Raw genomic sequence first — 13,836 nt, 5'->3', positions numbered from 1 at the left:
CAATGGAGACGCGACAGCTGCGCTACTTTGTCGCCGTGGCCGAGGAGCGCCACTTCGGCCGCGCGGCCAGCCGCCTGCACATGGCCCAGCCGCCCCTGTCCCAGCAGATCAAGCAGCTCGAGGAGCAGCTCGGCACCCAGCTGTTGGCACGCACCACCCGCAAGGTGGACCTGACCCCCGCCGGGGAGCTCCTGCTGACCCGCGCCCGGGTCCTGCTGGCTGAGGTCGACCAGCTGGCCCACGACGTCCGCCTGGTCGGCGAGGGCGCCAGCGGCGTCATCCGGGTCGGTTTCGCCGGCTCGGCCACCTACCGCCTGATGCCGCGCATTGTCGAGGCCGCCCGCCGGGGCATGCCGGGCCTGCGGCTCAAGGTCCAGGGGGAGATGCTCACTCCCCAGATGGAGGAGGCGCTGGAAGAAGGACGCATCGACGTCGCCGTGCTGCGGCCCCCGATCCGTTCCACGGACATCGACCTCAAGTTCCTCGAACAGGACTCGCTGGTAGTCGCCCTCCCGGAGGACCATGCGCTGGCCTCGCGCGGAACGCTGGACCTCGCGGACCTCTCCGGAGAGGCCTTCATCTCCTATCCGCACGCCTCCGCCGTGAACAGCATTTTCGTGGAGGCCTGCCGCAAGGCCGGGTTCCGCCCCGACGTCGTGCAGGAGGCCCGCGAGACCTCGACGCTGCTGTCCTTCGTCGCGTCCGGAACCGGCGTCGCGCTGGTCCCCACGACGCGTCGCATGTTCGCCCTCCAGGGCATCGTCTTCCGCCCGTTGCGCGACGCGCCGGTGGTGGACCTCGCCGTCGGCTGGAAGTCCGGCAACGTCAGCCCCCTGGTGCGCAACTTCCTAGACCTCTTCGACCCCCCAGCCTCCACGGAAGGAACCACCGCGTGAAAATCGAGCGGATCGAGGCGATCCCCTACGCGATCCCGTACACCCACCCCCTGAAGTTCGCGAGCGGCGAGGTGGAAGCAGCCGAGCACGTCCTGATCCGCGTCCACACCGACGACGGACTCGTCGGCACCGCGGACGCCCCGCCGCGCCCCTACACCTACGGCGAAACGCAGGACTCGATCCTCTCGATCGTCGAGAAGGTGTTCGCCCCGCAGCTCGTGGGCCTCGACGTCCTGGACCGCAGCAAGGTGCGCGCCGTGATGGACCGCACCATCCACAACCAGGTCGCCAAGGGCACCGTGGACATCGCCCTGTGGGACGTGATCGGCAAATCCGTCGGCACGCCCGTGCACAAGCTGCTCGGCGGCTACACCGACCGGCTGCGCGTGAGCCACATGCTGGGCTTCCGGCCGGCGCAGGAACTCCTCGAGGAGGCCCTGCGATTCGGCGAGGACTATGGCATCACCACGTTCAAGCTCAAGGTCGGCCGCCGCCCGCTGGCCCTGGACATCGAGGCGTGCCACGTGCTCCGCGAGGGGCTCGGCGACGACGTCGAACTGTATTTGGACGCCAACCGAGGCTGGACCGCAAACGAGGCCATGGAGGTCCTGCAGCGCACCGAGGGACTGGGCATCACCCGCCTCGAGGAGCCGTGCGACGCCAAGGAGGCCATGAGCCGCCAGCGGCTCGTCGTGAAGTCGTCCATCCCGATCGTCGGCGACGAATCCGTGCCGACGGCCGGGGACGTGTCCCGCGAACTGCTCTCCGGCGGCTGCAACTCGATCTGCATCAAGACCGCCCGCAGCGGCTTCACGGAGGCGCAGGAGATCCTGGGCCTGTGCACCGGACTGGGCGTGGACGTCACGATGGGCAACCAGATCGACACGCAGATCGGGTCGCTGGCCACCGTGACGTTCGGCGCCGCGTTCGAGGCGACGTCCCGCCGGGCCGGGGAGCTGTCCAACTTCCTGGACATGGCCGACGACCTGCTCGCCGAGCCGCTGAGGATCGTCGACGGCACCATCGCCGTGCGGGATGTCCCGGGCGTCGGCGTCGAGGTGGACGAGGAAAAGCTCGCCCGCTACCGCATGAACTGACCCAACCCACCACCCGAAGGAGAAGCATGCTGTTTTTGGCCCGCATGGACGTCACGTTCCCCCCGCACCTGGACGCCGAGGAGATCTCCCGGCTGCAGGGGCTCGAGAAGGAGTACTCGCAGGCGCTCCAGCAGGACGGCCGGTTCGCCGGTATCTGGCGCGTGGTCGGCGAATACGCGAACTACTCGCTGTTCGACGTCGAATCCAACGACGAGCTCCACACCATCCTCAGCGGATTCCCCATGTACCCCTACATGAAAGTCAAGGTCACGCCGCTGGCCAAGCACCCGAACTCGATCCACTAGCGGCCGTACCCCTTGATTAGGTCGAAAAAGCTATCAATCGGGGCGAAAAGCATATTTCCCCTTACTTGATGTCACGCCTAAATTGATAGCAGGCATCAAGCGAGACCCACATCACGCCGGTGACGCCGCCGGCGCCGAAGCAGAAAAGGAATAGACCATGAGCATCGAGAACGAAACCGCATCCGCCGCCAAGTCGGGCAGCGCCGCCACCGACCGTTTCCGCCAGTCCGGCAAGACCGGAGCCGTCGCGGCCGACGTCGAGCGGGTCAGCCTCCTGGCCGGCAAGCTGATCAAGGCCGCCAACGACATCGTGCTCGAAGAGCGCGTGACCTACGACGAGTTCAACGCCCTGAAGGCATGGCTGATCCGCGTCGGCGAAGACGGCGAATGGCCGCTGTTCATGGACGTTTGGGTCGAGCACTCCGTCGAGGACGTCGCCACCAGCCACCGCGAGGGCAACAAGGGCTCCATCGAGGGCCCGTACTACGTCCCCGAGTCCCCGGAGCAGAAGTCCCCGGCCAAGATCTCGATGCGCGAGGACGAATTGGGCACCCCGCTGCTCTTCCAGGGCCAGGTCCGCTCCACCGACGGATCGCCGCTCGCCGGCGCCAAGATCGAGCTCTGGCACGCCGACGAGGAGGGCTTCTACTCGCAGTTCGCCCCGAACATCCCGGAGTGGAACCTCCGCGGCGCCTTCATCGCCGACGACCAGGGCAACTTCCAGATCGAAACCATGCAGCCGGCTCCGTACCAGATCCCCACGGACGGCGCCTGCGGCCAGCTGATCGCCGCCGCCGGATGGCACGCCTGGCGTCCCGCGCACCTGCACCTGAAGGTGTCCGCCCCGGGCCACGAGCTGCTGACCGCCCAGCTGTACTTCCCGGGCGACCCGCACAACGAGGATGACATCGCGACCGCCGTGAAGCCGGAACTCATGCTGGACATCCAGCCGGCCGACAACGGCGTCCAGACCACGTACGACTTCGTGCTGGACCCGCAGGCCTAGACCGCATTGGCGGTCCGGTTGCCTCGGCAACCGGACCGCCGCGTCTTTTAACCCCGTTTATGCCTGCCGTGCCGAAGGAGCCAGCGATGACCCGACACAACACCCTGCGCGCGGTCCGGCCCCGGGCGTTGCGCGACGCGTTCGGCCGCCTCGGGACCGGCGTGGCCGTGGTGACCACGCTGGACGAGGAGCGCGTGCCGTACGGGGCGACCGTCACGTCCTTTGCCGCCGTGTCGGAGGATCCGCCGCTGGTGCAGGTGACACTGCGCCGCACGTCGAAGGCCACGCGCGTCCTCAAGTCCTCGCCCTTCGCGGTCAACATCCTGGCCGCGGACCAGGCGGACGTGGCGCGGAGATTCGCTGGCGATACGGTGATCCCGGCGCCGGATTGGTCGCTCCACGGGGACGTTCCGGTGCTGGAGGGCAACGCGTCCACCATGGAGTGCCGTCCCTGGAACCTGTACGACGGCGGCGACCACGTCATCGTCGTCGGCGAGGTGGTGGCGCTCGCCGTCGGAGACGCGGAACCGCTCCTGAGCCAGGGCAGCGGATTCCGCCGCTTGGGCGAGCAGCTCCTGGCGGTACGATCCGCGGGATCCCCGGCGGGCTCCCCTGCCGGCGCGGTTGCGGGCGCCCCGGCTGACGCCCCGCCGGCCGATCCGGGCGGCTGGCTCGCCGGCGTCGGATCGTTCACGCGACTCTAGCGGGCGGGGGGCACCGGCGTCGTCCGCCATGGTGGACGGCTCCGGTGGAACCCCGCCGACGGGACTGCGGGGCGGGGAATCGGATAGCCTTTCCGGACAGGCCAAGGCGAGGTGGATTGATGTCACAGGACGGGAATGTTCCCGAGAGCGTCGTGCTGTTGGACGGCGCGCACGGCCCGATCGGCACGGCGCCCAAGGCAACCATCCATACGGAGGATACGCCGCTGCACCTGGCGTTTTCCTGCCATATTTTCAACTCCGACGGGCGTGTGCTCGCGACGCGCCGCGCGCTGGACAAGAAGGCGTGGCCCGGGGTCTGGACCAACTCCGTCTGCGGGCACCCCGGGCCCGGCGAGGACATGGCCGATGCCGTCCGTCGCCGCGCGCGCTTCGAACTTGGCCTCGACCTGGACGCGCTGGCCCTGGTCCTGCCGGACTTCCGCTACCGCGCCGTGGATGCCTCCGGGATCGTCGAGAACGAATTCTGCCCCGTCTACTTCGCGCGCGCCTCGGGGGAACCGGATCCGGTTCCCGGCGAGGTCGCCGATTTCCACTGGGTGCGGCCGGAGGATCTGCTGTCGGGCGCCGACGCCACGCCGTGGGCATTCAGCCCCTGGATGGTGTGGCAATTGGAGCAGCTCGCGGTGCGCGGCCTTGCCTACGCGGGTCCCGGAGCCTGACTCCCGCTATCTCCCGCGTCGTGAATTCCGCTACTTCCCGTGGCCTGACTGCCTGATGCCTCCTGCCCTGACCGCCTGCTCAGCGCTTGCCGGTGTTCCAATCGGCCATGCGGATGCGGTCCAGATGGACGACGTCCCCGAGGGTGCTCCATCCGTTGCCGCCGAGGCGCGCGAGCGGGTCCAGCCGCTCCGGAACCGGTTGCCCGTCCTCCAGCGCCTCCTCGTTGACGGCGATGTGCCGAACCAGCCCCAGGACCAGAAACGAGTTCGCCACGGAGATGACCTGGTGGAGCGTGCACTCGATCGCGGCGGGGGAGTCGGCGACACGGGGCGGCGCCACCGTGAGGCTCGGTTCTGGACGGACGGCAGCCTGCGTGAACTCGCTGGTGCCGTGAGGGAAGCGGGTGGCGGAGGCGTTCACCTGCTTGAGCAGGCTAGCCGGCGCCACATTGACCACAAACTCCCCGGTTGCCTCGATGTTGCGGAGGGTGTCCTTGCGTGATTCCGAGGTGAATTGGACGATTCCCGGGTCCGTTGCGGCGACCGTGAAGAACGAATGTGGCGCCAGGTTCGCAACGCCGTCCCCGTCCATGGTCGACACCCAGGCGATGGGCCGGGGAATGACCAACGACGTCAGCAGGCGGTAGATGTCCCGCGCCGGGACGGACCCGGCATCAAAATCGATGCGCATGCCTCCAGCAAAACACACCCCTGCATGCGGGCGCGTGGCCAGACCGGCGCCACAGCCGGTCCGCAGCGCGTGCGACCCCGTCAGCCGGCGCCACATCGGCCGGCCATCCAGGGTCGGGCTGTGTCCGCCCGCGGATGGATCCCCGCATTCCGGCGGATGGAACCCGCCCGCGGGAGCCGCGGGAACTGCGGCGGAGCGGCAATGTGGCGCCGGCTGCCAGGGGGCGCGGGCTAGTTGGCGACCGTGAAGCGGCGGTTCTCGTGCTTGGGGTCCTCGAGCTCGTCCAGCACTGCGACGGCGAAGTCCTGGGTGGACACCGATTCACCCGCGGGGGAGTCGACGCCCAGCTTGTAGGAACCGGTGCGCTCGCCGGGTGCGATCCGCGGAGCCGGGGCCAGCATGGTCCAGCTGAGCCCGGAGGCGGAGTTGTAGGCCTCGAGGACTTCACCCATCGTGGTCGCCTCGGGCTTATAGGCATCGGGGAACCCGGCCAGGTCCTTGAGCTGCACGCCGTCCACTTCGGTGGCTCCGGCCCCGCCGACCACGAACACGCGTGCGGAAACGAGGGTCTCGGAGATGTTCTCGTGTGCGGCGACGAACGGCGCGTGGGTCGAGCCGTCGCGTGGAGGTGCAACGGAGAGCACGACCGCGTCGTGGGATCCGGCGAGTTTTTTGTACGCGGGGACATCGGCGATGTCAGCGGCAGCCGCCGCCGCGCCCGGAACCTCTGCGCCGGAACGCGACACGGCGGTGACATCGTGCCCGCGGCTCACGGCCTCCGCGACGATCTGGCTGCCGACCATGCCGGTGGCTCCGTAGACTGCGATCTTCATGGGTGGTCCCTTCGTGGGGTTTAAGCCACCGGTCGATGGCCTGTTCCCGACGATAGTATCAACTTGATACCGAGCACCTCAAAGTCATACAGTACCCCTATGGATACCGGGCGCCGCTTCAATGTGATGGAGCCCGGCTGCCCTTCGCGCGTGGTGCTGCAGCGCATCGGTGACAAGTGGACGCCCCTGGTCATCCACGCCCTGAGGGACGGCCCGCACCGATTCTCCGTGCTTCGTTCGGCGGTCGGCGGCGTGACGCCCAAGGTCCTGACACAGACACTTCGCGCCCTCGAGCGCGACGGTCTGGTCCGCCGGACGGTCTACGCGGAGGTGCCCCCGCGCGTGGAGTACCAACTGACCGACACCGGCCGCACGCTGCTGGGGCCTCTCGACGCCGTTCGCATCTGGGCCGAGCAGCACGCCGCGGGCATCCTCGCGGCCCGGGACGACTACGACGACCGCGCAAAGGCCCAAGCATGACCAACGTGAAGAAACCAGCCGCGGAACCCGAATTCCACGGGGACGCGGCAACCGTCGTCCTCCTGCGCGATTCCGCCACCGGTCCGGAGGTCCTCCTCTTGGAGCGCCTGCGCCACAAGGGATCGTTCGCGGGCGCCTGGGTTTTCCCTGGCGGTTACGTCGATCCGGAGGACCGGCACGACGACGATTCGGACGCCGCGGCCCGGCGCGCCGGCGCCCGCGAGACGTTCGAGGAGACGGGTCTGCGGATCGGCGTCGAGGAGCTGGTTCACCTGTCCGTCTGGCTGCCTCCGGCCAGCGCCCCCAAGCGGTTGCGGACGTGGTTCTTCCTGACCCACGCGCCCGACGCGGAGATCGTCCTCAGTCCCGACGAGCACCTCGACCACCTCTGGATGCGCCCGGCCGACCTGCTCGAGCGCCACGGCCGCGGCGAGGTGTCTCTGGTCACGCCCACCTGGGTCACGCTCCACGGGTTGGCGGGCGTGCCGTCGGTCGGCGAAGCGCTGTCCGCGGCGGCGGGGGCGGCCCCGGAGACGTTCCGCAGCCGCATGCTTTCGCTGCCCGGCGGCGGGCGGGCCGTGGCCTGGGACGGCGACGCGGAGTACGACGCCGGTGCCCCGGCCGGCGCCCCGGCGTCGGCTGCGCGGATGGTGGGCGGTGCGGCGCGACACCGGCTGGACATGAGTTCCCTGCCTTGGGTCTACAGCCGAACCGACTAGTCCGGCTGGGGAACTGGACCCTTGCGCGGTAGAGTCGTACCGATGCCTGATTGCCCGCCGCCCGACCCGCGAAGCGTAGGCGCACCGCCGATGTACCGTGACGGTGGCGCCATGTCCCCGCCCGACCGGCCGGCCGCACATGATGCATCCCCCAAATTTTCGATGCACACCGGTTGAGATAAACCACAGTTTTGAAGCACCGCGGACCCACGTCGCAGGACAGCCTGCCGCCGCACCACGAAGATCGCAGACCCGAGGAAGCCGAACACATGACCAAGTCGCTCGCAGAATTGTCCACCCCGCCCAAGCTCGCCCAAGGAGCCATGCGCATCGTCGCCCTCGGTGGCCTCGGTGAAATCGGCCGCAACATGACGGTGTTCGAGTTCGGCGGAAAACTGCTGATCGTCGACTGCGGCGTCCTCTTCCCCGAGGAGGTCCACCCCGGCGTCGACGTCATCCTCCCGGACTTCACCGCCATCCGCGACCGCATCAACGACGTCGTCGGCATCGTCTTGACACACGGCCACGAGGACCACATCGGTGGCGTCCCGTACCTGTTGCGCGAACGCCGAGACATTCCCCTGATCGGCTCCACGCTGACGCTGGCCTTCATCAAGGCCAAGCTCAAGGAGCACCGGATCAACCCCAAGACCGTCGAGGTCAAGGAGGGCGACCGCACCCCCATGGGTCCGTTCGACCTCGAGTTCGTCGCGGTCAACCACTCCATCCCGGACGGCCTGGCCGTCGCCATCCGCACGCCGGCCGGCATGGTGCTGCACACGGGCGACTTCAAGATGGACCAGTTCCCCCTCGACAACCGCATCACCGACCTGGCCGGCTTCGCGCGCCTCGGCACCGAGGGCGTGGACCTTTTCCTGACGGACTCGACCAACGCCGACGTGCCGGGCTTCACGACGTCGGAGAAGGACCTCCTGCCGGCCATCGACGAGGTCTTCCGCAAGGCGCCCAAGCGGATCATCGTGTCCAGCTTCGCGAGCCACATCCACCGCATCCAGCAGATCCTGGACTCGGCGCACGAGCACGGCCGCAAGGTCGCGTTCGTCGGCCGTTCTATGGTCCGCAACATGACCACCGCCCGCGAGCTGGGCTACCTCAACGTGCCGCGTGGCCTACTGGTGGACTTCAAGACCCTCGAGAAGATGCCGGACAACAAGGCAGTCTTCGTCTGCACCGGTTCGCAGGGCGAGCCGATGGCCGCCCTGGCCCGCATGGCCAGCCGCGACCACATGATCAACATCAATGACGGCGACACGGTGCTGCTGGCCAGCTCGCTGATCCCGGGCAACGAGACGGCCATCTACGGACTGATCAACGCCCTGACCGTCCTCGGCGCGACCGTGGTCCACAAGGGCAACGCCAAGGTGCACGTCTCCGGACACGCCTCCGCCGGCGAGCTGGTGTACTGCTACAACATCGTCAAGCCGAAGAACGTCATGCCCGTGCACGGCGAGCACCGCCACCTGCGCTCCAACGGCGAACTGGCCATCCGCACCGGTGTCCCGAAGGAAAACGTCATCATTGCCGAGGACGGCGTCACGATCGACCTGCAGAAGGGCCACGCCAAGATCAGTGGCCGCATCCCCGCCGGCTACGTCTACGTGGAGGACGGCGTGGTCGGCAAGGCCACGGAGGCCTCGCTGCAGGAGCGCATTCAGTTGGCCGAGGACGGAACCGTCACGGTGCTGGCCATCCTGGACCCGAAGACCAACAAGCTCGTCGAGGATCCGGAGTTCTTCCCCCGCGGCTTCGTGCACGAGCCGGCCGACTTCAAGCCGGCCATCGCGGCCATCGAGAAGGCCCTCAGCGGCGCGCGGAACCGCGATCCGGAGGAGGTCATCGCCGACGCGGTCGCCGTCTGGATGAAGCGGGCCTACCGCCGCAGCCCGGTCATCACGGCCATCGCGGTCGACGCCTAGGCACACGCGGCACCCGGCGCCACATCGGAATGCCCCTCCACCCGGAGTCTCGGGTGGAGGGGCATTTTGCTGTGCGGATTGCCTGCGGGTCCGGGAAAAACCGGTCACGGTGACAGGTTGCGGATCCGGAGGGGTTAGTGGCTTCCCGCAATGTGGCGCCGGCTCACCGCCCGCCGCCCGCCGCCCGCCGGCCACCGGACAACCGCGAGCGCGGCAGGGGAAACCCGGGGAGCTAGCCGGCCATGGCCTCCGCCAGCACCGGTGCCAGCCGCCGGACGCCCTCGTGGATCTTGTCCGCTGCCACCGCGCTGAACGCCAGCCGCAGCTTGTTGCTCGGCTCGTCAGAGGGAGTGAACGCGGCCCCGGGGATGAAGACCACCCCCGCGTCGATGGCCCGCGCCAGCAGCGGATAGGTATCGATCCCCTCCGGAAGCGTCACCCACACGAAGAACCCGCCCTCGGGCTTCGTCCATTCCACGCCGGCCGGCATGAATTCCTCCAGCGCGTCCAGCATGGCCGCGCACCGCTCCGCGTAGAGCGAGCGGTACGTGCGGATCTGTCCCCGCCAGTCGTGTTCGTTCAGGTAGGCGCTGATCAGGTCCTGGTTCAGCGTCGGCGGGCAGAGGGTCACGGCCTCGCTGGCCAGGTAGAAGCGGCGCAGCAGGTGTTCCGGAACCAGCGCCCAGCCGATCCGCAGCCCGGGGGCCAGTATCTTGGAGAAGGACCCCATGTAGAGCACGTCCTCCGGGTTGGCGGCCCGCAGCGTGGTGTGCGGTTCCCCGTCGAACTTCAAGAGCCCGTACGGGTTGTCCTCCACCACCAGGATGTTGGCCTCGCGGCAGATGTCAACAATCCGCTGGCGGCGGTCCTCGGCGAGCGTGATGCCGGACGGGTTGTTGAAGTTGGGGATCGTGTAGAGGAACTTGATGGTCCCGCCGCCGGCCCGCACCTCCGCGATGCGCGCCTCGAGCTCCTCGGGGACCAGGCCGTTCTCGTCCATGCCCACCGGAACCACGGTGACCTCGTGCGATTCGAACGTGTTGAGCGCCCCGACATACGTGGGGTCCTCGCACAGGACCACGTCGCCGGGGTTACAGAACACCTTGCATGCGACGTCCTGCGCCGACTGCGAACCCGTGGTGACGACGACGTTCTCCGGCCGCGCGTCCGTGATGCCCTCCTCGGCCATCACCTCGCAGATCTGCGCCCGCAGCCCCGGAGTGCCCTGCCCGCCGCCGTACTGCAGCGCGGAGAGCCCCTCCTCGGTGATGATCCGGTAGGCCATACCGCCGATCTTCTCGAGCGGCAGCGACTGCAGGAACGGATTGCCCCCGGCCAGGGAGACGAGGCCCGGGCGCATCGAGATGTCGAAGACGTCGCGTACGGCGGACTGCTTGATGTTGGCGGCGCGCTGCGAATACAGGGATTCGTGGCGGTGTGCGGCGGCGGCGCGGGCCAGCGCGACGTCCGTTTCGGTCTGGACCGGATCACTGGCGGCAAGGGGGATATTGGATGTGGTCACCGACACATCCTAACAACCCAAGTTGCCAAATAAGCAACGGTTGTTCCCTGGATGCATCCCGGCGGCCCCTACTCGGTCCCCGCGAGATCCCACAGCGGCGTCCCGTCGACCAGGATCTCCGCCCTCGGGGTCCCGGCCGCCAGCATGGCCGTATGCCGGAGCTGCTCGTGGATCCGTGCGTCGTCGCAGGTGCCCCCGGAAACCACCGCGCCGGTCAGCAGGACGGTCACCGTGTCCCCGCGCACGGTCGCCCCGACGTACTCCAGCTCGGACCGGTGCAGCGCGTTCAGGAGCCCCGACGGTGCGACGAAGCGCTCGCGCCCGGCCAGGAGGTGCCGTATCGCGCCCTCCACTTGGTCGGTGAACTCTGCCGGGTCCGTTGCCGTGGCGACGACGCTGTCCCCGCACCCGATCGCCGGGCCCGCCACGCCGCCGTCGTCCACCGCCACATAGAAAACGGTGAGCGGCGCCAGCGCGGTGATGCTCGCGGCCGCCGGCGGTCCGGCCGGCATCGCGGACGGCGGCCCCGAACGCGGGGCGCCGGGGGACAGGTCCACACCACGGTCCGACGGCGCGGCGCCGGGTTCCGGCACGACGGCGGCGCATCCCGCCGCGGCCGCGAGCGCCAGTGTCGCGAGGACCGCGCCAACGCTGCGAACGGCCGGCATGGCGCTCCCTTAGGGCCCGGGCGCCGCGGGTGGCGCCTGGCTTCACGGTAGGTCGCGGCCGCCCCGCCACACAGCACATCTCGGCATCGGTTGGGCGACGTTTCGGGCCGCCCGCACTGTCGGCGCGCCCCCGCCGTCGGCCCGCCCCCACCGTCAGTGGGCCCGCGCCTCCAGCCACGCCTGCACGTCCCGCGGCCGGATCCGGCGGTGGCTGCCGCGGTACTCGACCGGGATGGTCCCCGCGTCGGTCAGCCGGCGCATGTACGTGTTGGAGACCCCCGCGAGCTGCGCGGCCTGCGATGTGTTCAGCAACAGTTCGCTGGTGCTGATCGTGACGGCCTCCCCGCGGGACAGCCGCGCGAGCAGGTCCATCACGGCGTCCGCCGCGCCGGCGGAGAGGCGCAGCGCGGTCCCGTCCACGAACACGGTGGCGTCCGGCGCGTCGCCGAGCGCCTGCGCCAGCCGCGCCGCCTCCGGGGCGGGCAGCGGTTCGTGGTGCGTGGACTTGGTCAGTGCTGTGGTCTCCGACGGCATGGCACCATCATGCCCCGACGACGTCGGATTCCACCGCACCGTCCTCTTCGGGCAGCCCCGCACGGTGTGCGATCACCTTCGCCAGCCAGTGGTAGGACGCCTTGGGCGTGCGGTTCAGGGTCTCGCGGTCCACGTGCACCAGCCCGAACGTCTGCCGGTACCCCGCCGCCCACTCCCAGTTGTCCATCAGCGTCCAGACGAAGTACCCGCGCAGGTCCATCCCGGCGGCCGGTCCGCCCGGCTTCACCGCGTCCAGGGCGGCGGTCACGTGCTCCCGCAGGTAGTGGGCGCGGGCGGTGTCCTGGACCTGCACGACGCCGGTCGCCGGGTCGAGTTCCGGCGCCTCCTCGAAACTCACGCCGCCCTCCGTGATGAAGACCGGGGGCATGTTCGGGTACCGATCGCGCATCCGCCCCAGCATGACGCCGAGGTGCCCGGGGACTATGGGCCAGCCGTACGCGGTGAGCTCGGCGCCGGGCCATTCGACTACGTGGAACGGGGTGGCGGCCTCCTCGGGCTCCCCGCCGGTGGGCAACACCAACGACGCCGGCAGCGGACCCTCCTCGCCCGGTCCGGAGGCGACGAGAGTGGGCATGTAGTAGTTGAGCCCGTAGAAATCCAACGGCTGGTTGATGGTCGTCAGGTCCCCGTCGCGGATCCTCAGGCCGGCGAAGCGGGCGGCCGCCTGGACCGCCGCCGGGTAGGTCCCCAGGAACACCGGATCGGCGAATAGCCGGTTGTAGGCGGTGTCCACGAGGTCCGCCACGGTCCGGTCCAACAGGCTGGTCGGATCGGCCGGCTCGCTGGGCGAGTGGACGTTGGACATGCCGATCCCTCCCGCCACACCCTCGGCCCGGAGCGCCTGGGTAGCCAGGCCGTGGCCCAGCAGGAGGTGGTGCACGGCCCGCAGCGACTTGACGCCGGCGTTCCCCGCCGGCGCGTGGAGCGCCGAGCCGTAGCCGTTCCCGGCCACCGTGGCCGGTTCGTTGACCGTGCACCACCAGCGGACCCGGTCGCCGAACTCGCGGCCCATGACCGCGGCGTAGTCGGCGAACCGGTACGCCGCGTCGCGTTCCATCCACCCGCCGTCGTCCTCTATGTACTGGGGCGTGTCCCAGTGGAAAAGCGTCAGCATCGGGGCGATCCCACGCGCGTCCAACTGGTCCAGCAGGCGGTGGTAGAAGTCCAGGCCGCGGCGGTTCGGGACGCCGGAGGCATCGGGGAAGATCCGTGGCCACGCCGTGGAGAAACGGTACGCGTCCAGGCCCAGTCCGGCCATCAGCGCGACGTCCTCCGGCATCCGGTGGTAGTGGTCGGTGGAGACGTCGGCGGTCGAGCCGTCGACGGCGGCCTCCTTGCCCGCCACCCAGGTGTCCCAGACGCTGGGTCCGCGGCCGTCTTCGCGGACGGCTCCCTCCACCTGGTAGGCGGCCGTCGCGGCGCCGAGAACGAAGCCCGGGGGCAGCCTGCCGGCCAGCACGCGGGCGGAGATGCTGAGGTCTACGTGGTCGGGACCCAGGGCGTCCGGACCCGGGGGTTGGAATGTCATAGGGATATTGTGCGCCGTCCGGCGCGATTTTGGACCGGGACGTTTTCGGGCATTCGACATGACGCGGCCACCGCCGATGCCGTACCGTGGAAACGAGGTCTAAAGAAAGTACTGACCACTGCGAAGGTGCGCGCCACCACCCTTGGCCGTCATCCGCAGAGCGAGGCAGGAATCCCGCCGCCCCACCCCGGGCCGCGATGTTCCCGCGGAACCCG

15 protein-coding genes are annotated in these 13,836 nt (G+C 69.3%); 9 read left to right on the top strand and 6 right to left on the bottom strand.

The annotated features are described in order from the left end of the window. Positions 1 to 2 precede the first annotated feature (2 nt). The 6 genes from AC0QSG_RS11265 to idi all read left to right on the top strand — a co-directional run bounded on the left by AC0QSG_RS11265 (position 3) and on the right by idi (position 4,688). Positions 3 to 896: a LysR substrate-binding domain-containing protein gene (locus AC0QSG_RS11265; protein ID WP_435727811.1), complete on the top strand. Its 894-nt coding sequence runs from the start codon at positions 3 to 5 to the stop codon at positions 894 to 896. Then, entirely contained in the window at positions 893 to 1,993 is a 1,101-nt protein-coding gene (locus AC0QSG_RS11260; RefSeq protein WP_475375446.1) for an enolase C-terminal domain-like protein, read from the top strand. Before AC0QSG_RS11265 ends, AC0QSG_RS11260 begins: the two co-directional genes overlap by 4 nt. Before the next feature lie 26 nt (positions 1,994 to 2,019). Beyond that, positions 2,020 to 2,298: a muconolactone Delta-isomerase gene (catC, locus tag AC0QSG_RS11255; protein ID WP_435727809.1), complete on the top strand. Its 279-nt coding sequence runs from the start codon at positions 2,020 to 2,022 to the stop codon at positions 2,296 to 2,298. A gap of 157 nt (positions 2,299 to 2,455) precedes the next feature. Next, entirely contained in the window at positions 2,456 to 3,304 is an 849-nt protein-coding gene (catA, locus tag AC0QSG_RS11250; RefSeq protein ID WP_475375445.1) for a catechol 1,2-dioxygenase, read from the top strand. 86 nt (positions 3,305 to 3,390) lie between these two features. After that, positions 3,391 to 4,008 carry a flavin reductase family protein gene (locus AC0QSG_RS11245; RefSeq protein ID WP_435727807.1) on the top strand — a complete coding sequence of 206 codons (618 nt, stop codon included), beginning with the start codon at positions 3,391 to 3,393 and terminating at the stop codon, positions 4,006 to 4,008. A gap of 119 nt (positions 4,009 to 4,127) precedes the next feature. After that, positions 4,128 to 4,688, top strand: a complete 561-nt coding sequence (idi, locus tag AC0QSG_RS11240) for an isopentenyl-diphosphate Delta-isomerase (RefSeq protein WP_435727806.1) — start codon at positions 4,128 to 4,130, stop codon at positions 4,686 to 4,688. Positions 4,689 to 4,767: 79 nt separating this feature from the next. On the opposite strand, the gene AC0QSG_RS11235 is transcribed toward idi, so the two are convergent. Together AC0QSG_RS11235 and AC0QSG_RS11230 are read right to left on the bottom strand one after the other, a co-directional pair. Then, positions 4,768 to 5,379, bottom strand: coding sequence for a flavin reductase family protein (locus AC0QSG_RS11235; RefSeq protein ID WP_435727805.1), 612 nt, complete (start codon positions 5,377 to 5,379; stop codon positions 4,768 to 4,770). Positions 5,380 to 5,609: 230 nt separating this feature from the next. After that, positions 5,610 to 6,212: an NAD(P)-dependent oxidoreductase gene (locus AC0QSG_RS11230; protein ID WP_475375444.1), complete on the bottom strand. Its 603-nt coding sequence runs from the start codon at positions 6,210 to 6,212 to the stop codon at positions 5,610 to 5,612. Between the two features lie 99 nt (positions 6,213 to 6,311). On the opposite strand from AC0QSG_RS11230, the gene AC0QSG_RS11225 reads away from it, so the two are divergent. The 3 genes from AC0QSG_RS11225 to AC0QSG_RS11215 all read left to right on the top strand — a co-directional run bounded on the left by AC0QSG_RS11225 (position 6,312) and on the right by AC0QSG_RS11215 (position 9,348). Next, positions 6,312 to 6,692, top strand: coding sequence for a winged helix-turn-helix transcriptional regulator (locus AC0QSG_RS11225; RefSeq protein ID WP_475375443.1), 381 nt, complete (start codon positions 6,312 to 6,314; stop codon positions 6,690 to 6,692). Continuing rightward, positions 6,689 to 7,411, top strand: coding sequence for an NUDIX hydrolase (locus AC0QSG_RS11220; RefSeq protein ID WP_475375442.1), 723 nt, complete (start codon positions 6,689 to 6,691; stop codon positions 7,409 to 7,411). Before AC0QSG_RS11225 ends, AC0QSG_RS11220 begins: the two co-directional genes overlap by 4 nt. Before the next feature lie 269 nt (positions 7,412 to 7,680). Beyond that, positions 7,681 to 9,348 carry a ribonuclease J gene (locus tag AC0QSG_RS11215; RefSeq protein WP_435727801.1) on the top strand — a complete coding sequence of 556 codons (1,668 nt, stop codon included), beginning with the start codon at positions 7,681 to 7,683 and terminating at the stop codon, positions 9,346 to 9,348. A 232-nt stretch (positions 9,349 to 9,580) separates the two neighbouring features. On the opposite strand, the gene AC0QSG_RS11210 is transcribed toward AC0QSG_RS11215, so the two are convergent. The 4 genes from AC0QSG_RS11210 to AC0QSG_RS11195 form a co-directional block, all read right to left on the bottom strand. After that, the gene (locus AC0QSG_RS11210) at positions 9,581 to 10,870 is read right to left on the bottom strand and encodes an aminotransferase-like domain-containing protein (RefSeq protein WP_475375441.1); all 1,290 of its coding nucleotides are present in this window, start codon (positions 10,868 to 10,870) and stop codon (positions 9,581 to 9,583) included. 68 nt (positions 10,871 to 10,938) lie between these two features. Next, a complete protein-coding gene (locus AC0QSG_RS11205) occupies positions 10,939 to 11,538 on the bottom strand; it encodes a hypothetical protein (RefSeq protein WP_475375440.1) in 600 nt (199 codons plus the stop codon). 153 nt (positions 11,539 to 11,691) lie between these two features. Next, positions 11,692 to 12,072, bottom strand: a complete 381-nt coding sequence (locus tag AC0QSG_RS11200; RefSeq protein ID WP_475375439.1) for a helix-turn-helix domain-containing protein — start codon at positions 12,070 to 12,072, stop codon at positions 11,692 to 11,694. Between the two features lie 7 nt (positions 12,073 to 12,079). Next, entirely contained in the window at positions 12,080 to 13,621 is a 1,542-nt protein-coding gene (locus AC0QSG_RS11195; RefSeq protein ID WP_475375438.1) for a glycoside hydrolase family 1 protein, read from the bottom strand. Positions 13,622 to 13,836 lie beyond the last annotated feature (215 nt).

The organism is Arthrobacter sp. LT660, from assembly GCF_056172845.1.
Note: the sequence above shows the minus strand (reverse complement) of the source record. Positions and strands in the feature narration are given on the sequence as shown.